The 26,264-nt window shown below is 38.2% G+C and carries 23 protein-coding genes and 3 pseudogenes; 15 read left to right on the plus strand and 11 right to left on the minus strand.

Annotated elements, in window-relative coordinates; translation table 11 throughout:
• Positions 1–12 precede the first annotated feature (12 nt).
• Both Q5W13_RS17770 and Q5W13_RS17775 read left to right on the plus strand, forming a co-directional pair.
• Positions 13–1,116 carry an NHL repeat-containing protein gene (locus Q5W13_RS17770; RefSeq protein WP_304443911.1) on the plus strand — a complete coding sequence of 368 codons (1,104 nt, stop codon included), beginning with the start codon at positions 13–15 and terminating at the stop codon, positions 1,114–1,116.
• A 162-nt stretch (positions 1,117–1,278) separates the two neighbouring features.
• Complete coding sequence (locus tag Q5W13_RS17775) at positions 1,279–2,958, plus strand: sulfatase family protein (RefSeq protein ID WP_304443912.1); 1,680 nt, start codon at positions 1,279–1,281, stop codon at positions 2,956–2,958.
• A 92-nt stretch (positions 2,959–3,050) separates the two neighbouring features.
• Here the strand turns inward: Q5W13_RS17775 and Q5W13_RS17780 are convergent, their stop codons facing one another.
• From Q5W13_RS17780 to Q5W13_RS17820, 11 genes and pseudogenes are all read right to left on the minus strand, one after another.
• Positions 3,051–3,392, minus strand: coding sequence for an L-rhamnose mutarotase (locus tag Q5W13_RS17780; RefSeq protein WP_038239375.1), 342 nt, complete (start codon positions 3,390–3,392; stop codon positions 3,051–3,053).
• 4 nt (positions 3,393–3,396) lie between these two features.
• Complete coding sequence (locus Q5W13_RS25300; RefSeq protein WP_368662304.1) at positions 3,397–3,795, minus strand: MFS transporter; 399 nt, start codon at positions 3,793–3,795, stop codon at positions 3,397–3,399.
• Between the two features lie 2 nt (positions 3,796–3,797).
• On the minus strand, positions 3,798–4,742 hold the full coding sequence (fucP, locus tag Q5W13_RS17785; protein ID WP_368662305.1) for an L-fucose:H+ symporter permease: 945 nt from the start codon (positions 4,740–4,742) through the stop codon (positions 3,798–3,800).
• A 24-nt stretch (positions 4,743–4,766) separates the two neighbouring features.
• Positions 4,767–5,563: pseudogene (locus tag Q5W13_RS17790) on the minus strand (SDR family oxidoreductase).
• 77 nt (positions 5,564–5,640) lie between these two features.
• Entirely contained in the window at positions 5,641–6,273 is a 633-nt protein-coding gene (locus Q5W13_RS17795) for an amidohydrolase family protein (protein ID WP_368662306.1), read from the minus strand.
• A gap of 2 nt (positions 6,274–6,275) precedes the next feature.
• Positions 6,276–6,467 (minus strand): hypothetical protein, encoded by a 192-nt coding sequence (locus Q5W13_RS25305; RefSeq protein WP_368662307.1) that lies wholly within the window; start codon positions 6,465–6,467, stop codon positions 6,276–6,278.
• A gap of 26 nt (positions 6,468–6,493) precedes the next feature.
• Positions 6,494–7,942, minus strand: coding sequence for a tagaturonate reductase (locus Q5W13_RS17800; protein ID WP_304443913.1), 1,449 nt, complete (start codon positions 7,940–7,942; stop codon positions 6,494–6,496).
• Positions 7,943–7,981: 39 nt separating this feature from the next.
• Positions 7,982–9,636 (minus strand): annotated as a pseudogene (locus tag Q5W13_RS17805) (UxaA family hydrolase).
• A gap of 51 nt (positions 9,637–9,687) precedes the next feature.
• Positions 9,688–10,704 (minus strand): zinc-binding alcohol dehydrogenase family protein, encoded by a 1,017-nt coding sequence (locus Q5W13_RS17810; RefSeq protein ID WP_155599095.1) that lies wholly within the window; start codon positions 10,702–10,704, stop codon positions 9,688–9,690.
• A 172-nt stretch (positions 10,705–10,876) separates the two neighbouring features.
• Positions 10,877–12,417, minus strand: a pseudogene (locus Q5W13_RS17815) (alpha-L-fucosidase).
• Between the two features lie 170 nt (positions 12,418–12,587).
• Positions 12,588–13,427, minus strand: coding sequence for an AraC family transcriptional regulator (locus Q5W13_RS17820; RefSeq protein ID WP_155595968.1), 840 nt, complete (start codon positions 13,425–13,427; stop codon positions 12,588–12,590).
• Positions 13,428–13,612: 185 nt separating this feature from the next.
• Here Q5W13_RS17820 and Q5W13_RS17825 point away from each other — a divergent pair, with 185 nt between their 5' ends.
• The 13 genes from Q5W13_RS17825 (at position 13,613) to Q5W13_RS17885 (ending at position 26,237) form a co-directional block, all read left to right on the plus strand.
• Complete coding sequence (locus tag Q5W13_RS17825; protein WP_304443914.1) at positions 13,613–14,776, plus strand: cytochrome P450; 1,164 nt, start codon at positions 13,613–13,615, stop codon at positions 14,774–14,776.
• Positions 14,777–14,781: 5 nt separating this feature from the next.
• Entirely contained in the window at positions 14,782–15,090 is a 309-nt protein-coding gene (locus tag Q5W13_RS17830) for a 2Fe-2S iron-sulfur cluster-binding protein (protein WP_155595970.1), read from the plus strand.
• A 5-nt stretch (positions 15,091–15,095) separates the two neighbouring features.
• Positions 15,096–16,355, plus strand: a complete 1,260-nt coding sequence (locus tag Q5W13_RS17835) for an NAD(P)/FAD-dependent oxidoreductase (protein ID WP_304443915.1) — start codon at positions 15,096–15,098, stop codon at positions 16,353–16,355.
• A 42-nt stretch (positions 16,356–16,397) separates the two neighbouring features.
• Positions 16,398–17,516, plus strand: a complete 1,119-nt coding sequence (locus Q5W13_RS17840; RefSeq protein ID WP_304443916.1) for a Zn-dependent alcohol dehydrogenase — start codon at positions 16,398–16,400, stop codon at positions 17,514–17,516.
• Positions 17,517–17,522: 6 nt separating this feature from the next.
• Positions 17,523–18,329: an alpha/beta hydrolase gene (locus Q5W13_RS17845; RefSeq protein ID WP_304443917.1), complete on the plus strand. Its 807-nt coding sequence runs from the start codon at positions 17,523–17,525 to the stop codon at positions 18,327–18,329.
• A 54-nt stretch (positions 18,330–18,383) separates the two neighbouring features.
• Entirely contained in the window at positions 18,384–19,016 is a 633-nt protein-coding gene (locus tag Q5W13_RS17850; protein WP_304443918.1) for a phytanoyl-CoA dioxygenase family protein, read from the plus strand.
• Positions 18,997–19,269: a phytanoyl-CoA dioxygenase family protein gene (locus tag Q5W13_RS17855; RefSeq protein ID WP_304443919.1), complete on the plus strand. Its 273-nt coding sequence runs from the start codon at positions 18,997–18,999 to the stop codon at positions 19,267–19,269. The genes Q5W13_RS17850 and Q5W13_RS17855 overlap by 20 nt, the downstream gene beginning before the upstream one ends.
• A gap of 143 nt (positions 19,270–19,412) precedes the next feature.
• On the plus strand, positions 19,413–20,534 hold the full coding sequence (locus Q5W13_RS17860; RefSeq protein WP_304443920.1) for a sulfatase: 1,122 nt from the start codon (positions 19,413–19,415) through the stop codon (positions 20,532–20,534).
• On the plus strand, positions 20,467–21,015 hold the full coding sequence (locus tag Q5W13_RS17865; RefSeq protein WP_304443921.1) for a sulfatase/phosphatase domain-containing protein: 549 nt from the start codon (positions 20,467–20,469) through the stop codon (positions 21,013–21,015). The genes Q5W13_RS17860 and Q5W13_RS17865 overlap by 68 nt, the downstream gene beginning before the upstream one ends.
• Before the next feature lie 607 nt (positions 21,016–21,622).
• A complete protein-coding gene (locus tag Q5W13_RS17870; RefSeq protein WP_304443922.1) occupies positions 21,623–21,769 on the plus strand; it encodes a hypothetical protein in 147 nt (48 codons plus the stop codon).
• On the plus strand, positions 21,738–24,671 hold the full coding sequence (locus Q5W13_RS17875) for a SusC/RagA family TonB-linked outer membrane protein (RefSeq protein ID WP_304443923.1): 2,934 nt from the start codon (positions 21,738–21,740) through the stop codon (positions 24,669–24,671). Before Q5W13_RS17870 ends, Q5W13_RS17875 begins: the two co-directional genes overlap by 32 nt.
• 40 nt (positions 24,672–24,711) lie before the next feature.
• Complete coding sequence (locus Q5W13_RS17880; protein ID WP_304443924.1) at positions 24,712–24,963, plus strand: hypothetical protein; 252 nt, start codon at positions 24,712–24,714, stop codon at positions 24,961–24,963.
• Positions 24,964–24,977: 14 nt separating this feature from the next.
• A complete protein-coding gene (locus Q5W13_RS17885; RefSeq protein WP_304443925.1) occupies positions 24,978–26,237 on the plus strand; it encodes a RagB/SusD family nutrient uptake outer membrane protein in 1,260 nt (419 codons plus the stop codon).
• The last annotated feature ends 27 nt before the right edge of the window (positions 26,238–26,264 follow it).

Consider the following 26,264-nt stretch of genomic DNA (forward strand, 5'->3'; position numbering starts at 1 on the left):
AATCAGTATCATATGACCAAAAGAAGAAGTTTTCTTAAAAAATCTGTCTTAGGCGCCGCTGCTTTGTCTACTGCATCATCTTTCGGTTTTAGTATTTTAAAGAAAAATGTAATGGAAGAACAAATTATAGGTCACGGTGATTTTAAATATAAGGTGGTTAAAGACTGGGCGAAAATGTCTGTAGCTCATAACCCTATATTAAACTGTCACGAAATGCAGATGGACAGAAAGGGGAGGCTTATTATGTTGGGAGACCATACGGATAATAATATTTTGGTTTTTGATAAATCTGGAAAATTACTTGATTATTGGGGTACGCGTTATCCTGGAGGGCACGGACTTACACTTCATGATGAAGGTGGCGAGGATATGCTATACATTGTGGACTGCGGATGGTTTGTAGACCGCACCGGTAAATGGAGCAAACAAGCCGGAACCGTTAGTAAGACAACAATAGACGGGCGACTTTTATTCAATTTACCTGACCCTCATACCATTGGTATTTATACCAAAGAGCAAGAATATTTGCCAACAGAAACCGCAATAGGTCCTAATGGGGATGTCTATGTTGCAGATGGTTATGGTTCTGACTTTATTCTTCAATTTAATCATAAAGGAGAGTTTATTCGTAAATGGGGTGGTCACGATAATAGTGATAAGAACTATAATCTACACAACGCGCATGGTGTAGCTGTAGATTACAGAGATAAACAAAATCCAGTCTTAATAGTTACTTCACGTTCAGATAAAAGCTTTAAATTTTTCACTCTAGATGGTAAGTTCATTAAGACCGTAGAATTACCAGGAGCTTATGTTTGTAGACCGGTTCTTGATGATGATAATGTCTATGCAGGTGTTTGCTGGTCAGAGAACAAACAGGGTAATCGTTTTAACGATTCTGGTTTTGTAACCATTATGGATGGCGAAAACAAAGTAGTTTCTAACCCTGGAGGAGATGCCCCAGAATATAAAAATGGTAAACTTCAGCAAATGTATCAGTCCGAAAAAGCTGTTTTTAATCATGGCCACGATGTTTTTGTAGATGAGGATAAGAACCTTTACGTGTGCCAATGGAACGCTAACAGAACGGCACCTATTAAATTGGAAAGGGTGTAACTACTGTTATCTTATAAATAATCAGATTTTGGAAGTTTAATTAAAGACATTTGTTGTCAATAATTGATCATTTCTTTTATTCCTCTCTTTCAAATAATCGTAATTTTCAGATTAAAGTCTTCGACTTTGATCAAACTCTTATTAACATAATTCAAAAGTTAAATGCGCTACAAAAAGAACAATGTACTGTATGCTCTTTTGTTGCTTATTGTGTTTTCTTCTTGTAAAGAAGAGAAGGCGGTAATCACCGAAAAAAAACCAAACATCATTTACATTATGGCTGATGACCATACTACCCAAGGTTTTGGAATCTATGGTAGCCGGTTGGCAAAATTAAACCCCACTCCAACATTAGATAAGATTGCCAAGGAAGGTATTATCTTTGACAATTGCTTTGTTAGTAATTCTATCTGTACGCCTAGTCGTGCTGCGATTATTACGGGTCAGAACTCCCAATTAAATGGAGTTTTGGATTTAGATGGCCGTATTGAACCGGCGCGCCAGTTTCTTCCAATTGAAATGAAAAAGTTGGGTTACCAAACTGCTGTTGTTGGTAAATGGCACTTAAAAGAAGAGCCTGCAGCTTTTGACTATTATAAGGTTCTACCAGGGCAAGGAAAATATTTTGATCCCGAGTTTAGGGTTCGTGGAGATAAGCCATGGCCTAAAAATACGGTTCAGACTAAAGGGCATTCTTCTGACATGGTTACCGATATTTCTTTGGATTGGTTAAAGAACGAAAGAGACCCTAATAAGCCTTTCTTTTTAGTGCATCAGTTTAAAGCGCCACACGATGATTTTGAAAATGCTCCTCGTTATGAAGAGTATTTAGCAGATACATTTATTCCTGAACCAGAAAGTCTTTACGAAAGGGGAAACAACGGTTCTATTGCCACACGTGGTAAGAATGATTCTTTAACTAGAATAATAGGTTCATCTGTTTCTCATAGAAATATGATTCGGAACCAAGCTATGAATATCTATGTAGATAGTTCTGTTCACCGTGTTTACCGAAATGCAGATGATATTCGCCCTGAGGAATTTGTAAAATGGGAGATGGATGATGCAGAAAAGAAGCATGCCAGTAAAGTTTACCAAGATTACGTAAAAAAATATTTACGTTGTGTAAAAGGTGTTGATGATAACGTAAAACGTTTAATGGACTACTTGGAGAAGGAAGGTCTTCTGGATAATACTATAATTGTTTACACTGGAGACCAAGGGTTTATGTTAGGTGAGCATGATTTTATTGATAAAAGATGGATGTACGAGGAATCTATGCGGATGCCGTTTTTTGTACGTTACCCAGAAAAAATAAAAGCAGGAACCCGCACCGATGCTATGATCAATAATACAGATTTTGCACCTACGCTTATTGAATTGGCTGGCGGAAGCACACCTGATTATATGCAGGGAAAAAGCTTTAAAACAATTTTGGAAACAGGTGAGGAGCCAGCAGATTGGCAGAAGTCCACTTATTACAGGTACTGGATGCATATGGCACACCGTCACCAAAATCCAGCTCACTTTGGAGTTCGTACCAAGGACCACAAGCTTATCTTTTTCTATGGAAAGTATTATGTAGACACCAGCGACCCAAATGCTGAATGGGATAAGGAAAACTGGGGTAATGACTTTGATCAGGACACACCTGCAGCTTGGGAATTCTATGATTTAAAGAAAGATCCAAAGGAAATGAACAATGCTTATGCAGACCCTGCTTATGCTGAAACCATAGCAGATTTAAAGAAAGAATTGTTGAGGCTTCGTGAAAATTTGAATGAGACGGATAAAAAATATCCACACATTCAAAAGGTTATTGATGCCCACTGGAACGATTAGATAAAGTACAGTTTAGAACAAATAGCTGAGCGCAGAAGAAAACCAAAATATTTAGGTTTTCGACTGCGCTCAGTTTTTTTTATGAGGTATGTTTAGAGCTTAAAAATACGCTCTAGTTCAATCCATTTCTCTCCATTTTTGGCCCAAGGGAGACCTTGTTGGTATTTCCACATTAGTTGTTCCCATTCTTGTACAGCAGGGTTGCTGGCATCCATTTCAGCTTTTCTTTTTGCATCAAAGGTCTCATCAACTTCCATAATCATAAACATACGGTTTCCGGTCAAGAAAATCTGCATATCTACAATACCAGCATCTTTAATGCTTTTGGTTATAGCTGGTCTGGCGTTACCCGCAGCATGGTATTCCTTATATTCGGCAATAAGTTTTGGATCATCTTTAAGATCACAAGAGTAACAGTATCTTTTTGTTTGCATGGTATTAAGCAATTTTAGTTTTGGTTACTTTATAAGCGTACATACCGTAAAATGCAACAAAAAGAAGACATATCATAGGCAACAAGAATGAAAAATGAATTTCTGTAATGTTTCCAGCTATTTTGTCGCCAAAAACCTCTTGTCCGTTTACGGTATCGCCAAAATCCATTATACTAGCTTGTAGCTTCGGTAAAAAGGCACCTCCTACAATGGCCATAATAAGTCCGGATGAAGCCAGTTTAGCTTCTTCGCCCATATCTTTTAGCGCAAGACCGTAGATGGTAGGGAACATGATGGACATGAATACAGAAACAAACACCAAAAACACCAAGCTTAGGATACCCGAGGTCATTATAATACCACCACACATAATAGCAGCAGCAATACCAAAATAAGCTAACATTTTTAGCGGGGTTTATTTTTTTCATCAATGCCGTACCTATAAAACGAGTAACAACAAAAGACACCATGGCGGTAATATTCCATAAAGGTAGCATCAACACCTAAGTTCTGTGATTCGTTCAAATATTCAACCAATTGAAAAATGGCTGTCCAGCACATAATCTGGGCACCAACATAGAACATTTGGGCTATTACCCCCAAAACAAAAGTCTTGCTCTTAAAAATACGGTCTAAAGATTCTTTAATGGATAAATGGTCTCCCATTGTCATTGCAGGAATTTTAGTTTTCCAAATAACAAAGAATACCAAGGCTACAAAGAGGCCTACGGCTATATACGGACCACTTATGATATTCAAATCAAAAGCCTTTATTTCTGCAGCTTTTTCGGCGCCTAGGGCTACAATTTCAGAACTGTCTGTGTAATCTGCGGATAGAATTCTATCAAGAACTACAAATTTGGCAATAAGCATACCTGTTAATGAACCAATAGGGTTGAAGGATTGGGCCAAATTTAGTCTCTGTGTAGCTGTTTCCTTGTCACCCATGGAAAGAATCAAGGGGTTGGAAGTAGTTTCTAGAAAGCCCAGTCCACAAGTGATAACAAAAAGAGAAATCAGGAAATAGGTGTATGAACCATTTTCAGCTGCAGGATAAAACAGAATAGCACCTAAAGCATAGAGGGCCAAACCAAGTAATAATCCTGATTTGTAACTGAATTTACGAATGAACAATGCGGCTGGAATCGCCATAACACCATACCCGAAATAAAAAGCGAACTGCACGTTGTAGGCTTCTTCGTTAGAAAGAATCATTACCTTTTTAAAAGCAGAAACCATTGGGTTTGTCAAATCATTGGCAAATCCCCAAAGTGCGAAAATAGAAGTTGCAGCTATGAAGGGTACCAGCAAATTTGTTGGTACTACAGGTGTTTTGGTGTTTTTTGTCATTGGTGTATTTTAGAGTGGGTTGGTTTAATCTTCAGTCAATAATGAACGGTCTAGATGTACATATCCACCGTCTACAAAAATAAACTGACCTGTAGTGTGCGATGACCTGTTAGAAATAGTGAACAAACAAGTATCCGCTATTTCATTAGTGCTGGTCATTCTATTTTCCAAAGGAATTTTTTTACAATAGATTGTAATTTTGCCTCACCGTCTGGTAAAGTTCTGATCCATGTGTCGTAAGATGGCGTCCAGCTTTCGGCAATTATAATTGCGTTAGAACGTATGTCATGTTTGATCAAGTCTACTGCCCACTCACGGGTAAGACCTAAAACACCACCTTTAGAAGCAGCGTAACCAGAAGTCCTACCTTGTCCCGTTAAGGCCACTTTAGAACCAATGTTCAAAATATTACCTTTTGATTTTATAAGGAAGGGTAGTGCATGCTTTACAATAAGAAAATAGCTTACCATATTCAGTTTAAGAGAATCCATAAACTCTTCGTAGCTAGCATCTAGACCAACACCGTCGTTTACGCCAACATTGTTTATAACCACATCTATACGGCCATATTTTTCTGCAATTGTTTTTACGGCGTTTTCAATCTGATCAGGATTTGTCACATCGGTCTGGCAAAAAATAGCATCAATACCCTTCTTCTGAATAGCTTCAACATAACCAAAACCACGGGCATTACGATCAATTACGGCTGGGATAGCTCCTTCTTCTGCCATAAGGCGTTGTAAAATTGTTTCTCCTATGCTTCCTTCTTTACCAGCAGCACCGCTAATTACGACTACTTTTCCTTTTAAATTTAAATCCATTTGGTTCTCTTATTTTAAGCATTGTTACGGATGTGTACCAGCATTAAATGTGCTTAGTATGTCCATACAATTTTGGTTTATAAATTATAGAATTCTTGTGCATTCTTACCCATAATCATTTCCTGATCTTGGCTACTAAGCGTTGAAATAAAATGTGTTACAATACTTTTTACTTGTCCGTAATTCCCGGCAGCCAGACATACTGGCCAATCAGAACCGAACATTAAACGTTCACTTCCAAAGGCCTCTAAGGTTAAATGCATGTAGGGCTGGAGTTGTTCTGACGTCCATAAATTGTAATCAGCCTCGGTAATCATACCTGAAAGTTTACAAGACACATTTTCATGTTTACCTATCTCTTTCATTAAAGTGGCCCAACCGTCATAAAAATTATCTTTAATGTAAGGTTTGGCTATATGGTCTATAATGAATTTCTGGTTTGGAAACTTTTTCACAAACTCCAAAACAGCCCCTAATTGATGAGGAAAAACCAAAATGTCATAGGTATGATCATATTTTTCCAGCTTTGAAATTCCTCTTAAAAAATCTGGACGCAGCAAGAAATTAGGATCAGGCTCACCTTGTACGACATGCCGCCAACCTTTTAAATTTTTGTCAGAGCTATATTTTTCCAATACAGCATCAATATTTTCAGATCTGAGATCAACCCAACCTACAACTCCTTTTATGAAATCGTTTTGTTTGGCCATGTCTAATAAAAAGTCGGTTTCCTCAAGAGTTGGTCTGCTTGCACGGCAACACAACCATCAATTTCATTTTCTTGATACACTTTTTGTAAATCTTCCGGAAGAAAGTCTTTCCGAATGACAGACATGCTATCATCGATCCAAGAATGTTTAACCGGTTCGTAGCGCCAAAAATGCTGGTGACTATCTATTGTCATGTTTTAATTTTTAAAACCGAATTTGATTATAAGTTCTTTAAGCAGACAGCAACTCCATCTGCTTCAATATTTTCAATGTTCTTGGCTACACTATTTGTTAAGCCGTCAATTTGGGTTAAATCTTCACCCCAAATAGTGGTGTTTTTAAGGACATCATTTACAAATGCAGCTAAACTAGAAGTGCCATCGTCTACTTTATGCCATTCTGATGCGAAGAAATCCAGTACGGACTTGTCATCATTAAGAGCAATGTTTTCACCGTTAAACTCGCCCTTATAAAAACGGAGCATAGCTGAAAGTCCAAAAACAATACGTTTTGGGAGCTTACCTTGTGCGTTGTAGTAATCCTTTAGGGTAGGTAATAAACGAGCAACAAATTTAGAAGTACTATTTAAAGAAATGCTTATAAGCTGATGTTTCAAAAGTGGATTGCGAAAACGGTCAAGAACATCTCCAACAAATTTGTTTTTTACATCATCCGGAAAGTCCAGTGTTTTTGCAGCTTCTTCTAAGAGAAGACTTTCCACAAAACTACTTACTTCTTCATTTTCCATGGCCTCTTTTACAAAACGAATGCCTGCCAAATATCCAACAGGAACCATAGAAGTATGAGCACCGTTTAAAATACGAACTTTCATCTCACGGTACGGGGCAAGGTCATCTACGAATTCTACGTTAAGGTCTGTTTGAGCAAACGGAAGTTCTTTTTGGACGGTTTCATTAGCTTGGATTACCCAGCTGTGATAGTATTCACCAGCAACTAAAAGGTCATCTTTATAACCTAGCTCTTGCTCAATTTCTTTTGCACGATCAGAAGGGTAACCAGAAACAATACGGTCTACCAATGTGCTGCAAAAATGATTAGATGTATTGACCCAATTCTTAAAACCATCCTCTAATTTCCAATGATCAGCATATTGTAAAACGGCCTTTTTTAAAGCAGCTCCGTTATCTTCAATCAATTCACAAGGAAGTAATATGCATCCTTTTGAAGGGTCTGCTTTAAAATGTTTGAAACGGTGGTAAAGCCAAACCGTTAATTTCGCTGGAAATTCTTTTGGCGGGTTTACATCAAACTTATCTTCGGCATTGAATTTAATTCCTGCTTCGGTAGTGTTGGAAACGATAAAACGTAAATCTTCGTTTTCGGCCAATTTTAGATAAGCGGCCCATTCGTTATAGGAGTGGATTACTTGCTGTACTTCGGTAACCAATGTTTTTTCTGCAACGAGTTTTCCGTTTTTAATTCCGTCAAGAACTACGGTGAAAAGCCCGTCTTGTTCTTTCAGTTCAGCATAATCACCTCCTGCGGTTGGTTTTATAATGGCAATGTCGCCGTTAAAATTAGTTTCTTGGTTGAGTACGTGTACCATCCAATCTACAAAGGCACGTAAAAAGTTTCCTCCGCCAAACTGCATAACCTTCAATGGGCGTTGCACTCTGTTTGGTACGGTAGTATGATTTAAAATTTGCATTAAATAGCTGTTTGTCAAGTTAAAATTTAGTTGAGATACTTAAAGCGATATGCCTCGTTTCCAAGGAATAAAGTCTTCTTGGCCTAAGCGCACCGCAGCAGGAATAACCTCTCCGCTGGCTACTTTAATAATATATTCCAGTAGTTCCTCGCCTTTAGTCTCAATAGTATCCTCGCCCGTAATTACCGTTCCCGTATTAAAGTCGATGATGTCTTTCATGCGACTACTAAGCGTGTTGTTGCTGGATAGTTTAATGACCGGAGCAATAGGGTTCCCGGTTGGTGTACCTAATCCTGTTGTAAAACAGATTACGTTACAACCTGATCCGGCAAGACCTGTAGTACTTTCCACATCATTACCATAGGTGTACACAAAAGGTTTAGGCCTTTCTTTCTAACTGGCTCCGTATAATCCAGTACATCCGTAACGGGACTAGTGCCGCCTTTTTTGGCTGCACCGGCAGATTTCATGGCATCGGTAATAAGTCCGTCTTTTATATTTACAGGTGAAGGATTATTTTCAAATCCAGACCCAACAGAAACTGCCTTGTCTGAATAAGCACGCATTAGTTTAGCAAACTTGGTTGCATTTTCTTCCGTTTCACAACGATTGATGAGTTCTTGCTCAACACCGTTCAGTTCAGGAAATTCCGAAAGTACCGTAGTGGCACCCAGAGCCACTAACAAATCCGAAGCATAACCCAAAGATGGATTCGCAGATATTCCTGAAAAACCATCAGATCCACCACATTCCAGACCTAAAACAAGTTTGGTAAGTGGAGCTGGTTTTCTTTCCGTTTTATTGGCTTCTATGAGCCCAACAAATGTCTTCTTAACTGCTTCTTCTATAAACTGGCGTTCACTAGAACTTTTTTGTTGCTCTAGAATATGAAGCGGTTTGTTGAAATTAGGGTCGAGCTTGGCTATTGCAGCTTCTAATAATTTATATTGCGCATTTTGGCAACCTAAACTCAAAATTGTTGCACCTGCAGTATTGGGATGTGTAATATACCCGGCTAAAAGATTGCAAAGCGTTTCCGAGTCTTGGCGAATACCGCCACAACCTCCGTCATGGTTCAAAAATTTGATGCCATCAACATTCGGAAAGGTCCGGTTTTGCTTTATGTCTTCCGGAGTTTTAATTATATCCGAAGATAAAAGTTCATCATCGGAAGCTCCGTTTTTATATTGGTTTACAAGAACTTCAGTATCAACTACAAAGTCGGTGGTGGTGTGGTAACCCAGAGATTTTAATAATGCAGATTTCATTACATCTACATTTCTATTCTCGCAGAAAACCAAGGGAATCACCAACCAATGATTGGCGGTCCCCACACTCCCGTCTGCTCTATGGTACCCGTTGAAAGTAATATCTTTCCATTTGCTGACATCCGGTGCCGTCCAGCTCAGTTTTTCTTGACCTACTGCATATTCGGAAGAAGCGTGCACAACGTTTTCAGTAGTAATGGTTTCTCCCTTGGCAATAGTTTTTGTAGCCTTACCAACCAATGACCCGTACATAATAATACTATCACCAACATTTAGGTTAGCAGTTGTAAACTTATGTTTGGCCTTAACGTTAACCGTTAACTGAAAACGGTCATTGTTATGTATGATTTCAGAACCTTTAGAAATATCTGTAAGGGCTGCCAGAACATTATCTTCTGGATGTATTTGCAAAAATTGCTTTGACATAGTGTTCTTTACTTTTGTCTGTGCTTAATTGTTTGGTTGATAAACGTTGGTTTACTCAAAATCAACAGTAGCCTTAATAACTCCGTTTGCCGGGTCTAACCAACCATCAAAATTGGCTATCATTTCAGTATAAGGAACATTGTGGGTAATAAAAGAATCAATAGGGAACTCTCCTTTTTCTAAAACAGAAATTACATGTTCAAAATCTTCTAAGGTCGCATTTCTACTGCACATGATAGTTGTCTCCTTAGCGTGAATTTTTGGATGGGTAAATACCAATTCGCCTTTAGAAAGGCCAACCAAAACGTATCTTCCGCCATGTGACATATAATCAGGACCTGCTTCAAGAGCTCCTTTATGACCTGTTGCATCAAAAACCGCAGTAGCTAAATCACCATTAGTAATTTCAGACACTTGGTCTACAGCATCTTTTCCTCCTAGAACAACATAGTCAACACCTATGTCATTTTTGGCGTAATCTAGACGCTGCTGGTTCATATCGATTGCAATTACTTTTGCTCCCGCAATTTGTGCCAATTTCATGATGCCAATACCTATGGGGCCACAACCAACTACAACAATGGTTTCGCCAGGTTGAACATTGGCACGACGAATAGCGTGCGCACCAATAGCCAAAGGCTCAACAACGGCCATTTGATCATCTGTTAACTGTTGTGCTGGGATTAGTAAATTGGTAGGAACAGTTATTTTCTCCTGCATTCCACCATCTGTATGAACACCTAAAACTTTAATGTTCGTACAACAGTTGGTTTTCCCGTTTCTACAAGCAATACAAGTTCCGCAGCTTACATAGGGCATAACAACAACATTGTCTCCTGCTTTAATACCTTGAGGGTTTTCGTCTATTTCAACTACTTGGGTAGCTAGTTCATGACCAAGAATTCTTGGGTAGGTAAAAAATGCTTGGTTACCCGCGTAAGCGTGTAAATCTGTTCCACAAATACCTACTTTTTTCACTTTTAATATAGCTTCTCCGGATTTTCTAGTAGGTTCTTCTTTCTCTTTAAGAATAAACTCTCCCGGCTTCTCGCATACAATATATTTCATCTGGATAATTTGTTTTTGATCACATTTATATTAAAACGAGTTACTTCTCTTTATTCTGCCAGAATATAGGTTGTACACCTATTAATTCTAGTGTAGTACTGAAAAAGAGCGCACTTTTAAGGTGCGCTCCTAAATTAAAAAAACTAACTCAACTAACTTCTTTATTAAGGTGCTATAACGATATTTCAAGCACGTGTGCAAAATTTCCAGTTTTGCTTCCTAGATTAGAAATTGAAAGCGCATCGTCTTTCACATCAAAGGAGATTTTAGCATCACTTCCTAGTAATCTTACATTTTTGATGTTCAGTTCTTTACCATATTCGTTGGCTTTACCCAATGATTTGATATCTACTTTGTTACCTTCTGGCCATTCCATCATAATAGCGTAAAGCTTATCTCCTTTTTTAGTGAAACGAATATCTTGACCGGTGAAACCTTTATTCTGTCCCTCACTATGGTGCCCTTTTTTAACTTCGGTAGGACCTTCGCCAAAAGTGCTCCAGTATTCCGTATCATAAATAGCTTCACCATTTACATTTAACCAGTCTCCAATTTGGAATAATATTTCTTTTTGATCTTCTGGGATGGTACCATCTGCTTTGGACCTACATTAAGTAATAGGTTTCCATTTTTAGAAACAATATCAACCAAATCGTCTACAAGGCTATTTGCTGTGCGCGATTCCCAGTTGGTTACGTAACACCAAGAGTTCTTTCCAATAGAGGTGTCCGTTTGCCATGGTAGTTTTCTAATACCTGGTAGCTTACCTCTTTCTAAATCGTAAATTACAGTGCCTTCAGGAAAAGCCTCATGGTCAAAATTCTTATCGTTAATTACAACTTCTTTGCCCCATTCAATGCCCTTATTATAGTAGTATGCCGCAATTTTAGGTCGGTATTCTTTATAGTCTGGAATATCAAGATAGAAATCAAACCAAAGAATATCTGGCTGATAGTTATCTATAAGATCAGTTGTTCTGTCCCACCATAATTTTTTAAACTCTTCGGATACAGGTTCCGTAAGGTCTTTTCCTTTAGCGGAATACAAATCGGCAAACTCAGGATCTGTAGTGTCAAACTTATCCTTTTTATTATAGAAAGACCAGTTAAAGGCGTAGTGGGAAGAAGCTCCCATTATCATGCCTTGCTCACGACCTTCTTTGAAAAGCTCACCCAAAACATCACGCTTAGGACCCATGTCTACTGAATTCCATCGGGTTGTGTTGGATTTATACATAGCAAAACCATCATGGTGGTCCGCTACGGGAATTACATATTTGGCTCCTGATTTCTTAAAAATATCAATCCATTCTTTAGCATCGAATTTTTCAGCTTTGAACATCGGTATAAAGTCTTTATACCCAAAAGTCTTTTGGTCTCCGTATGTTTCCTTATGATGAAGATATGTAGCGTTAGGTCCTTTTTGACCCAGTTTTAACTGAGCACTAAAAGTAGCTGTATCCATGTACATCTGGCGTGGATACCATTCAGAACCATATGCTGGTACTGCATAGGCGCCCCAGTGAATGAAAATACCAAATTTGCTATCATTAAACCATTCAGGGTCTTTATAATGTTCTTTTATAGATTCCCAATTAGCTTCGTATGTAGCCGCAGTTTCTTGTGCAGCTGGCTCTTCTTTCTTTTTATCCGTCTTTGACCCACATGAAGTAAGAACTACACCGGTCAATAAAAGTGTGAATATTTTATTCATTGAAAGTATTTAAAAGGGTTGGTTAGTGATGCCCGAAAATAGCATTGTTAATGAGCTGCTAAATTGCAATTTAATAGAGCAAACGATAGAGCGTATTGTTCAAATAAGTACCACAAATGGTTATTTATTTGATTTGTAGTGTTTTTGAGGGGTTGGTAACATGCAGTTTTTTAGGCCTTTGCATATTTTCTTTGGTAAGCAAGGGGAGAGGAGCCCATAAATTTTTTAAATTGTCTATGGAAGAAAGGGAGTGTTTCGTAACCACAAGCAAAAGCAATATGGGAGACAGAATCATGAGTGTCCAGAAGCATTCTGGCGGAAATATTAATACGGTACTCGTTTAAAAATGTAAAGAAAGGACGGCCCATCATTTTAGTAAAAAACCTAGAAAAAGACTGCTCGGACATGTTCACGAGATCTGCTAGTTCTTTTAAATAAATTTTACGGTTATAGTTTAGGCCTACAAAATCATGAATCTGCGCCATGCGACTGCCATATTCAGAAGGTAAATCTTCTACAAAGCTGGCGCTAGATAATGTTTTGTAACTACAACTAGACAACTTTACTAAAATGGTAAGCAGTTCTATATATAGGTCATGTGCTTCTAATTCTGGGCATTTCTTTAAACGGGGTATAAGAGAAGCCGTTTCCTTTTTATTAAACAATAATCCTTTAGAAGAAGTTCTTAGCATTTGAAATAAAGAGGCTAATTCCGGAACTTTTGGAAATACACCTAAATTCCATTGAATGACAATGGATTTGGATAGACCTTTTTGCTGTGTATTGTTTTTCCAACAATGGGGAAGGTTAGAACGTAATAAAACCAATTCTCCCGGTTGGTAGGGACCAACATAGTCACCAACAAATTTAGTGCCTACACTTTCTTCTATATAGGTAAGTTCATGTTGCGGATGAAAATGCCACGGAGTTTCAAAGTCTTTTTTAGAATGAAAAAAACTTGTAATCGTGCGCTTTTCATCTAAATGTATGGGCTCTAATACAGGTTCCATTCTATATGAAAATTGAGGAGTAAGATACTTTGACTATTGTTTATTTTGTTTGAAAATACGTAAAAATTAATAGTTGAGTACAGAATAGGGTACTTATTTGCTAAAAAAGGCAACTGAAAGCGCCCGCAGAATAATCATTTTTGTGTTTCCACAGAAAGTGAACTATAAAAGTTAATACCGACAATATGAAAAAAAGTGAGTTTCCAGATCCGTTTGAAAATGCAAGAGAATCAAAAGGTTATGGTGAAATGGACGATCAGGACGATCCTGTAACTATGCTTTTACGCCATAAGGACGTTCGCAAAAGCGCTCATAATTACAAAACATTTCAGTCTGGTGCTACGCCAGGGCGGATTGTAATTCCTTCGGAGGTAAACATTCGTGAAACTCGTCAAATACCTTTTGAGGTAGATCCACCGGTTCATGGCATTTATAGAGCATTGGTAGAACCTTGGTTCAAAAGACCTTTGCAACCTGAGTACCAAGAGAAATTAGCGAAGCAAATAGCAAATATTGTAGAGGAAGTACTGCAAGAAGATTCTGTTGAAGTGGTAACCGATTTTGCATTGAAATTGCAATCAAGGGCATTGACTTTACTTTTAAATACACCTTTTTCGGAGTCGGAAACTTGGATTTCTTGGGGAACCCATGTTTTTAGAAGTGAAGGCGAAGCTTTAGATGGAGATAAGGCGAATATCCTTTACAATTATATAGACGCAGAAATAGAACGCGCCAGTGAGAACCCTACGGGTGATATGTATTCTATACTTCTTGATTCTGAATTTGAAGGTCGAAAATTGACCAAAGAAGAAGTTAAGGGGGTAATGGTATTAACTTTTGCAGGAGGCAGGGACACGGTCATAAATGCCGTTACCAATGCCATTGCGTATTTGGCGGAACATCCGGAATCATTGGAACGTTTGCGTAAAGAACCTGAAATTACAGGTAAGACCGTAGAGGAAATGATTCGTTATTTTTCACCACTAACTCAAATGGGGCGTGTGGTTACCGAAGATACTTTTGTGTGCGAACATGCAGCAAAAGCAGATACTAGAGTTTCCTTATGTTGGGCGTCTGCCAATAGAGACGCCAAGGTTTTTGAGAACCCTAATGAAATAGTTATGGACCGTAAAATTAATCCGCATGTAGGTTTTGGTTTTAGTCACCATAATTGTTTAGGAGCCACTCATGCGCGCCAAATAATGAAAATATTACTTCAGACATTGGCAGAGAAAGTAGGTTCGTTTGAAATATTTGATTGCAAGGAGAATATAGAAGACCTGCATCATTTTAAACGTAAAGTGGGCTTTCACAGTATCAATATAAAATTCAACCCTTTAACAAAATAAAACCCATGGCAAAAATCACATTTATAACCAGTGACGAAGAAACAATAACCTTAGAAGGAACATCCGGTTCTGTAATGGCCCTTGCCGTTGATAATGGAGTACCCGGAATAGATGGCGATTGTGGAGGAGTTTGTTCTTGTGCTACCTGTCATGTACATGTAGCTCCAGAGGATATGGAGAAAACGGGAAGTGCTAGCGAAATTGAGACCGATATGCTTGAGCTTGATGATAATGCAGATGAATACAGTAGACTTTGTTGTCAAATAGATATCACTGATGCTATTGATGGTGTAGTGTTGAAAGTAGCCAAATAAAAGAAATGTCAGAAAGTAAAAATAGCGATCAAAATTGTGTGGTTATAGGTGCTAGTCATGCTGGAGTGAACTTTGCTTTCGTTCTAAGGCGCGAAGGCTGGCAGGGTTCTATCACCTTAATTGATATAGACCCAATCTTACCATACCACAGACCACCATTGTCAAAAGCCTATTTGACCAGTGAGGATGGTATTGAGAAAAACTTGCTTAAGTCCGAGGAAAGCTATAAAAAGGAGAATATTGAGCTTAAGTTAGGGGTTTGGGTTGATGCTATAGATAGAGAAAACAAAAAGGTAGTCTTAGCTGATGGCACGACACTGGACTATGATAAACTTGTGATAGCTACAGGGGCACGCCCCATTATGCCACCCATACCTTATGGTTTGGATACGGCAAAAAATCTTTTTCCGCTCAGGTCCGCAGCTGATGTGGCCAATATTAGAAAGACGGTTGTAGAGAACGAAGCTCTGAAAGTAGTTGTGATTGGTGGTGGCTATATTGGACTTGAGACTGCCGCATCACTCAAAAAAATGGGTGCATCGGTTACTGTTTTAGAACGTGAATCGCGTATACTTGCCAGAGTTACGGCCCCGGAAATGTCCGCTTTTTTCCAGAAACTTCACGCGGATAATGATGTTGCGGTGCTGACAGAAAAGAATGTAATTTCCATAGAAAACAATCAGAATAAAAACACGGTGGTGTGCTCAGACGGAACCCGTTATGAGGCTGATATGATTGTTGTTGGTGTAGGTATTCACGTAAATAAGGAATTGGCTGAAAAGGCTGGTTTGACGATTGAGAACGGCATTCAAGTAAATGAAATGGCACAGACTAGTGACCCATCTATTTATGCAATTGGTGATTGTACGTTTCATCATAACATTCATTACAATCGACATATCCGACTAGAATCCGTTCAAAATGCTGTGGACCAGGCTAAAATTGCAGCTGCCGCTATTGCGGGTAAAGAATGTTGTTATAACGCCATACCTTGGTTTTGGTCCGATCAATATGATGTAAAATTACAGATGGTAGGTCTTTCAGAAGGTTACGATGAAGTAGTTGTACGTGAGGAAGCAGATAAGCCAAACTGTTTTTCCGTATGGTATTTTAAAGGTGATACACTTTTATCAGTAGATGCGGTAAATAATGCAAAAGCTTATGTGTATGGTACAAAATTCATCAAAGGCGGTGAGAAAATTGATAAGAAAAAATTGAGTGACCCAACGGCGGAGTTTAAACCAGCGAATCTTATTGCTCAATAACAAAATATAAAAGTAGTCTAGAACTACGTAAAAGCTTAACACATGTCTATTCAATCAAAAAGTGCAGTAGCAAAAGGTGATGGTACTTTTATCATTACTAACGTAACCGTTGCAGAACCAAAGGCGGACGAGCTACTTGTAAAAATAAAAGCAGCCGGTCTTTGTCATACAGATTATGATTCTCTTACTTGGGGCAAGCCTATTGTAATGGGGCACGAAGGTGCGGGAATTATTGAAAAGGTAGGCCCGGAAATAAAAGGATTGAAAGTAGGGGACCAAGTTCTTTTGAACTGGGCAACACCATGTTTAAGCTGTTTTCAATGTCAAGAAGGTAATCAACATATATGCGAAAACAATTCTCCTGTAGTTGCCGGAGGAAACGGTCATACTCCAGGTCATGCGCATTTAGAAGGTAGCCAGTGGGAAGGAAAACCTATTGAACGCTCTTTTAACTTAGGTACTTTAAGCGAATATGCTTTGGTTAAAGAATCTGCAGTGGTAAAAATAGAAGAGGAAAATTTGAATTTCTCTGCAGCGAGTATCATTAGTTGTGGCGTGATGACAGGTTATGGTTCCGTGGTTAATTCAGCAAAATTAGCTGCCGGTAGTTCTGCTGTAATATTGGGTTGCGGTGGAGTTGGGCTTAATGTAATCAATGCCTGCGAAATCTCGGGAGCTGGTAAAATAATAGCAGTAGATATCAACCCTAACAAACTTGAGCTTGCCAAACAATTTGGAGCTACGGATGTTATTTTGGCCGATAAGGCAGATGTAGGTTTGGCCAATGTTGCTGAACAGGTTAAAACAATGCTTGGCGATAGAGGTGCGGATTATGCTTTTGAATGTACAGCTATTCCTGCTTTAGGTGCTGCTCCGTTAGCAATGATTCGAAATGCGGGTACGGCCGTTCAGGTAAGTGGTATTGAAGAGGAAATTACAATAGATATGCGTCTTTTTGAATGGGATAAAATTTACATCAATCCGCTTTATGGAAAATGTAGACCTCAAATAGACTTTCCAAAACTGGTTCGACTTTATAAAAAAGGGGATTTGAAATTGGATGAAATGATAACCAAAGAATATAAACTAGACGATTTGCAACTGGCGTTGGATGATATGTTGGCCGGTAAAAATGCAAAAGGTGTAATAGTTTTCGATTAAATAAACATGTTCAGAACCACAGAAATTTCAGATGCGGCCTACGAGAGTGCAAACCTTAGGTTCATAACGGTTAAAACAGACAAGCTAAAGGGAAGAGGAGATATTTGTGTATTTGTTCCACCAATGGCAAATCTAGAAGACTTGCCGCTTGTTATTTTGTTGCATGGGGTTTATGGTAGTGCTTGGGTGTGGTCTCAGAAGGCAGGAGTGCATATTTTTGCTCTAGAGATGATGGAGAAAGGAGAGATTCCGCCTATGATTATAGCTATGCCTTCAGACGGACTTTGGGGAGATGGTTCTGGTTATCTTCCGCATAATCAAAAAGATTTTGAAAGTTGGATTGTAGATGATGTGCCCAATGCTGTTATCGAGAATATTCCATCCGTCAGTAAAAAATCAGAATTGTTTATATCTGGACTTTCTATGGGAGGCTTCGGAGCTTTGCGTTTGGGGGTGAAATATGGTGATAGATTTAAGGCCATTTCCGGACATTCGTCCATTACCGATATAGAACAGATGAATCTTTTTGTAGAAGAATCCTTGGATAATTATAAGCAGGAAGTTGCTTCTGAAAATTCCGTTTGGAGTCTGATAGAAAAAAATAAAAACCAACTGCCAAAACTGCGTTTTGATTGTGGTAGTGAAGATCAGCTTATTGAGTATAACAGGAAGCTTCATAAACAATTAGATGATAATAATATCCAGCATATATACGAAGAGTTCAAAGGAGCTCATGAATGGTCTTATTGGAGCGAGCACGTAAAAGATACTTTGCGGTTTTTTGCTATTCATAGTCAGAAAACTATTTCGTGAAGAACGCTTGGGAATTACATAAATAATCAACCAAAATTTAAATAATTAAAAGCGATGCAATTAGTAAAAGATTTGGCGGACCGTCACGAATTGGTTTCAGACCTTTTCAAACAACCAAGTACACCGGAAGAATGGGAGCAGTATAAACTGAGTGATGAGCAGGTGGCCCATTTTCATGAGTATGGCTATGTCTCGGGAATAAAATTATTAGACGAAACTCAGATTGAAGTATTGAGAAAGGAGTTGGAAGAAATTCGTGACCCTAAGCACCCGGCTCATGAGCTTTTTTATGAATTTCATGGGAACCAATCTACAGACCCAAATACGGTACTTTTTCATTCTTTAGGACACTGGCGAATTACAGAAGGGTTTCATGATTTGTTATGGAATCCCGCTTTTACAATGGCAGCAAGTCAATTGTTGGGCAACAATAATGTTAGGTTTTGGCATGATCAAATGTTTTGCAAACCTTCCAACCACGGAGGTGTAGTGGCTTGGCATCAAGATTATTCATTTTGGATTAGAACGGTCCCTATGCAGCATTTAACCTGTTGGACGGGTCTTGACGATGCAACCACCGAAAACGGTTGTCTTTATTATGTCTTAAGGAAGTCACAAATGGGGACTTCTACAAAAGCCGGAACTAGCAGGAAAAATGGAAGGGCTTATGGAGTTTATGACCGATGAACAAAAGGCGAATTTTAATCCTGTTCCAATAGAGCTTAAAAAGGGCTATGGTTCTTTTCACCATCCTTTAATGATTCATGGGTCTTATGAGAATAAGTCTAATTTTAGCCGAAGAGCTTTTGTTCTAAATGCTTTTTCCGATGGAACTATGAGTGATACGGATGGGGAAATGTTAAGAGGCACACCAATTAGGGTGCCAAAAGGAGAAAAAATGGAAGGCAAGTTTTTTCCTCTCCTTTTTGATCAGAAATAAAATTTACGAAGTATTACACTGCCTCTTTTAAAGAGGCAGTGTCGTTTTGTAACCTTTTATTAAGAAGTGAGATTCCGTCAATACTATTATTTAGTATCTTTCCTATCGAAAAAAATTATCCACCGTTAAAATTTAAGAAACGTATGAAGCATTTTCTCTGTTCGATTTTGGCAGTAACCGGTATGGTTCTGACGAGTTGTAAGAATAACGAAAAGAAAGTTCAAGAAAAGGCCGTTAGGCCAAATGTGTTATTCATTTTAGCAGATGATTATGGGTATCATGACCTAAGTGTTACGGGTAGTAAATTTTATGAAACGCCCAATATTGATAGGATTGCCAATGAGGGTATGAATTTTACCAATGGCTATGCGGCCAGTAGGGTTTGTAGCCCATCTAGAGCCAGTATTATGTTAGGGACTTTCACGGCAAGACACGGAATTACGGATTGGATTGGGGCAAAAGTAGGTACGGACTGGAGAAAAGCTGGTCGTTTTAATAAGTTATTGCCACCAGAGTACGAACACAATCTTCCATCTGAAGCCACTACTTTACCCGAAGCTATGAAAGCAGCAGGTTACAAGACCTTCTTTGCAGGAAAATGGCACTTAGGAGAAAAAGGTTCGTGGCCAGAAGATCATGGTTTTGATATAAATAAAGGAGGATGGGATGTAGGTAGTCCAAACGGTGGGTACTTTGCTCCTTTTATCAACCCAAATTTGAAGCATCATAAAGACGGAGAGAATCTAACCATGCGCTTAGCAGAGGAAACTGTAAACTTTTTTAAAGAGAACAACCCAACGGAAACAGGTCAGCCTGTTTTTGCCTATCTCTCTTTTTATGCTGTTCACGGACCAATTCAGACTACCGAGGAGAAATGGGCAAAGTATCAGAAAAAAGCTAAGAAAAATGGTATTGCCGATACAGGATATAAAATGGCTAAATTCCTTCCAATACGCCAAGTGCAGGATAATCCCGTTTATGCAGGTTTGGTTGAAACTATGGATGATGCCGTGGGTAGAGTATTGCAAACCTTAGATTCTTTAGGTTTGGATAAAAATACATTAGTAGTCTTCACATCGGATAATGGTGGTGTTTCTGCGGGTGATTCTTTCTCAACCTCAAACCTTCCGTTAAGAGGAGGGAAGGGATATCAATTTGAAGGAGGTATCCGTGAGCCATATTTTATTAAAGCTCTGGTTGGTCAAAGGAGGAGCATCTACTTTAGAACCCGTAACCGGAGCCGATTTTTATCCAACAATACTTGATGTAGCAGGAGTTGATTTAAAACCGGAACAGCACTTAGATGGGAAAAGTTTATTGCCAATTCTTAAAGGAGGTGCTTTAGAGGAGCGTCCTTTGTTCTGGCACTACCCACACTATGGCAACCAAGGAGGTGAACCGTCTTCGGTTATTAGAAAAGGGGATTGGAAATTGATTCATTATTATGAGGACGATAGAGAAGAGCTTTACAACCTTAAAGATGATTTAGAAGAGCTGACGAATGTCGCTTCTGAGCATACAGATTTACAAAAGCAATTAAGTGAACAATTATTCGCCTATTTAGATGAAGTTGGGGCAAGATACCCATCAAAAGACCCCGAGTATAGTTTGCAAAAAGAAGAAGCATATCTTAAGGAAATAGTAGAGAAGAAACTACCATCCTTAGAAAAACAAAGACTCCACTTTTTGTCTTCTGATTTTGACCCTAAAAATGATTGGTGGGGAAGTAAAGTAACCAATGACTAAGGTAATTGGTTGTATGATATAATTGCTTAAAAAAGAGCATATTAGAAAAAAGAGGTGATTTTCACCTCTTTTTTTTGTTCCATAGTCGCGCATTTCATCTTTTAACATAATATTTAGATGTAATAAATGGGTTTATATTGGCAACATATGGTTAAAGGATAAAATAGTACTAGTAAAGGTTAATAGTGTACTATAGTATAGAACAGTCCTTATTTAAGTTTGTTATAAGGCGTCCTAATGTCCATTTCTTATAATGATGTTACCTTGATAGTTTTTCTTTTATTAGAATAAATTTATATTAAATAATTGATTATCATTTTGTTATAATAAAAATCATAAAAACGGTTTTTATATTTAAGAGATAGTTTTTGAGTACGTTTTGTGTAATAGTACATTCATAAAACCTCAATTTTATTTAATTTGATCAAGTTTGTTCCGGACATTATTTTCAATTTTTTTTGTTTGCTACATTAAACAGCCAAAACAAAATGATAAAAAAGTGCTAACTTAACATTTAAGATAAGTTTATGATGAGTTTAATAAAAATTTAATAATCGAGTATAACCAACTAATCTCAACGACCAATTTTAAACTAAAATGAACAATTATGAAAAAAGAATTTAATGAACTATTAAGGAGGTGTTTCGTTTTGGGACTTTTCCTTATGTTTATGGGAATACAATACTCGTATGCTCAACAAACTATTACAGGTACCATAATTGATGAAAATAATTCACCTATCTTATGGAGCTAATATTGTAGTGAAAGGAACTACAAACGGAACCCAATCGGATTTTGATGGTAATTTCAGTATTACAGCATCACCAAACGATGTTTTGTCGGTATCCTATTTAGGCTATGCTGAGGAAAATATAACAGTAGGTGACCAATCTTCAATAACGGTTACACTTCGGGAGGATGCTAGCCTGTTAGATGAAGTAGTTGTTATAGGATATGGTACTGCAAAAAAAAGTGATGTAACGGGGGCGGTCGCTCAGGTAACTGCTAAATCTTTCGAGGATCAACCCTTAACAAGGGTTCAGGACGCATTGCAAGGTAGAGCAGCTGGTGTAACAGTTGCTGGTTCCGGACAATATGGCGCACCCACAAAGGTAAGAATTAGGGGGGTAAATTCAATAACAGGTAGCAATGACCCCTTGGTTGTAATAGATGGAGTTTTTGGAGGTGATTTAAGTACGATTAATCCAAATAATATCCAATCTATGGAGGTGCTAAAAGATGCTTCTGCTCTTGCAATTTATGGTTCAAGAGGTTCCAACGGAGTAATTTTAGTCACTACTAAGAAAGGTTCTGGAAAAGCGAAAGTTTCTTTTGATCAGTTTGTGTCTTTCTCAACGGTAGAAAAGAGGTTGTCAACATTAAGTTCAGCACAATTTGCACAGCTTGAAAATGAGGAATTTATTGCTAATCCAGTAAACGACCCTGTTGATGCCCCATATTCTGCCGGTCAGATCTCTGCTTTTGAGGCAAATCCAATTAGATACCAAGATTTAATATTTAAAACGGGTATTACCAACAACTCTCAACTATCAATTAGTGGAGGTAGTGATGATGGTGTACGGTATTTTCTTTCGGGAAATTATATCGATCAAACAGGAACCCAGATAACATCAAAATATAATCGGTACTCCTTTCGGTCTAATCTAAGTAAAGAATTTAGCGATAAATTTAGCCTTGCGGCGAATGTTACAGCAAGTAGGGAGACTACTGTAAATGATCAGGATGCCTTTAGTAGTGGTGATGGAAGTGGTATTTTAAGATCAATTACATGGGATCCGACAGCACCCGTTCGTGACACGGATGGGAACTATATATTAAGGTCACCAAGAGAGGTAGCTAATAATAATTACAACCCAATTAGGCGCTTGGAACTGAGTGATCATGAGTTCACTTCAGATCGATTGAATTTGACCTTAAATGGTAAATATAATTTCACGGACAACCTAAGCTATACTCTAATAGGTGCCGTCTCAACCATACATTCTAGTACCGAATCCTATCGTGTAGAAGGTGATTTTGAGGCAACTGGTTTCGTGAACATAGGGTATAATAACTTTAAAAACACCTCACATCAAATAAGTAATATTCTAAATTGGAATAAGGAATTCGGTAAAAACAGTTTAGATATTACGGGAGTTTATGAATTTCAGGGAGCTCGCGGACTTACCAATGGATATAATGTTTCTGATTTAAATGTCCCCGGACTTTATTTGGCGGATGATAGCAATGCCGAGAATTTCTTCAATTCAGGTAATCAGTCGGCAATTGAATCCTACTTAGGGCGTCTGCAATATAATTATGATGGTTTTGTTTACTTAACGGGCTCCATGAGGGTAGATGAATCTTCTAGGTTTTCCGAAGGAAATAGAACGGGTTATTTTCCTTCCGGGGCGATAGCCTTAAATTTTGGAAATAAGGATTTTATACAAAATAGCGGTGTTTTTTCTGCATTAAAACTTAGAGCGGGTTGGGGCAAAGTTGGAAACCAGAACATTAATGCTTCAGCTAGGTTTTCAACAAATAGTGGTACTGGACTTTATACTTTTGATGGAGTAACCTCAAATACAGGTGAAGTACAAGATCAAGAGGGTAATGGTGATTTGACATGGGAAACCACAACGCAAACCAATGTAGGTTTGGATTTTGGGTTTTTTAATAACCGATTAACAGGATCCATTGATTGGTTTAATAAGGATACAGAAGATTTACTACTTCAAACTATTGTCTATGGTACGTCTATTAGAAATTTTATTAATGCCGGTGAAGTAAATAACACAGGTATTGATTTCTCCTTATCGGCCGCCATTGTGCAGACGGATAATTTTAGTTGGGATGCCACATTTGCCCTCTCAAAGCTTAAAAATGAGGTTACGAGCTTATATGATGATACTGAATTTATAGTAGGAAATGCCGCCGGAATTGGAGGAGGAGGTATTCGTCTTAACGTAATTAAGGTGGGAGAACCATTAGGAACTTTTTGGGGATATGAATATCAAGGCACATGGAAAACCAATGATAATATACCAGTAGATGGTGATGGTAATCCTTTGTTTCAACCTTATGGTGATGCTAAATTTGCTTTAGACGAAAACAATGAACTGGAATTCAGAACAATAGGTAGTGGTCTGCCTGATATCACATTCGGCTTCAATAATACCTTTAACTATAAAAATTGGAATCTAAACATGTTTTGGAACGGTTCCTTAGGTTTTGATGTATACAACCAAGTTACTGGTACCATTAGCGGAAACGGAGGTAACAGAAGTAACCTTTCTCCAACTGTATATGATAGATGGACACCAGAAAATGAAACTGATATTCCAAGAGCTGGTACAGGAAATGTTTTGAACAGTTCACGTTGGGTTGAAAAAGGCGATTTTGTAAGATTGAGTAACCTAAAGTTAGGATATACTTTTGGTGAAGATATAATAAAAGGGGTAAGTAGTCTTCAGCTATATGTTAGCGCTTCAAACTTATTATTAATTACAGACTATAGTGGTTTCGACCCAGAAGTATCATCTAACGTTAGAACGTATACTGGCGAGACTGCTAATCCTGATGCCGGTGCTGGTATTGATGCAGGTGCCATGCCAAATCCAAGAACAGGAACCCTAGGTATGAAGCTGACATTTTAATAATTGAAGAATAGTATTTGTTATATATAAAGAAAAAAACATGAAAACAATAAATAGTAAAATAAGTTTAAAAAGTTCATCGCTTTATGCTGTGTTCTTTTTATGTGTGATGGGGTTAGTTCTTCAGGGATGCGCGAATTTAGATCCGGACCTTAGCGAGTTTGATACACCACCTGAATCTTTTGCAAGTTTAGATGATATGGATAAGGGAATTGGAGGTGTATACAGCCAAGTTACATTGGCTGCACGAATGACTACCTTTTATGCGCCGGCCTGGCAGGTGATGATATGACAACACACCGTGCTTTGAATAAAGCAGATTTCAGAGAATTTGATCAGCGGACTGTATTATCTTCTAATAATAGATTGTTGAGGAATTGGAATGCAATTTTTGATGCGGTAAATGCAATTAATGGCGTTTTGGAACGCTCAGAAGGTCTAATAGGGTTGGATAATATAGATCAAGAAATATTACAACGTCAAATTGGAGAAGCTTATTTTTTAAGAGGTGTTCTGTTTTATCAGTTGGCACGTGTGCACGGTAGAATTCCTTTACCTTTGACAAAGTTTCCTGACCCTGATATTTCAAGATCTTCATTAACTGAAGTATACGGTCAAATTGAATCAGATTTACAAGCTGCAGCAGATAGGTTGCCGGATATTTATCCAGGCGTTCTCTATGGAGCCCCTAGACCTAATAAAGGTTCGGCTAAAGCTTTTTTAGCCCGCTTGTATATGGATTGGGCAGGTTTTCCTAACAACGATACTGGTAAGTATGCCTTAGCGGCAAGTACCGCGAAAGAGGTAATAGATAATGCTGGATCTTATGGGTTTGGATTGGTAGATGATTTGGAAACTTTATGGACAGTAGCTGGTCGTTTTAATCAGGAATCATTATTCACATTGGCTTATTGTAAGGGATGCCCAAATAATAGCCTTGGTAACAGAAAATTTTCTAGATTGGGATTGCCAGCTGATTTAGGAGGGTGGAATGAAACTTTTGCTGAAATCAAGTTTTTCGAAGATTTTCCTGAAGGTCCAAGAAAAGAGGCCACCTATAGAACAGAGTTGGACTGGCAGTCGTTTAATGCTCAAAAAAGTCCAGTATTTAAAAAAATAACGGGCCCCGAAGGAGACTTAAACCCTAGTGATTTTATAACGGTTAGAAATGATTTTTTAATGCGCTATGCCGAAATTTTATTAATTTATGCAGAAGCCTCAGGTCTTTCTGGTAATGTAACGCCCGATGCTTGGGAAGCTATGAATATGATTCGGCGTAGGGCTGCTGGCTTGCCTTATGCAATTCCGGATGCTGCCATAGATATTACGTCTGGTGATATTGCAGAATTGGCATTCACAGAAAGTAAATGGGAGTTTGCAGGGGAATATAAAAGGTGGTTTGATTTAATGAGAAGAGAAAAAGTATCTGAGGTACTGTCTGTAAGAGATGATGTAAGTGGACCAGTTCCTGAGCACAACCCAATTATTGGTAGTCTTGAAACGAGTAACTATCTGGCGCCGATTCCAGCTGATGCAGTAGCAAGAAATCCAAATTTGGCAAACTAAGAAGTTGAGTTAGTTTTTAATCAAGAC

This window comes from Zobellia laminariae (genome assembly GCF_030553095.1).
Lineage (GTDB): Bacteria > Bacteroidota > Bacteroidia > Flavobacteriales > Flavobacteriaceae > Zobellia > Zobellia laminariae.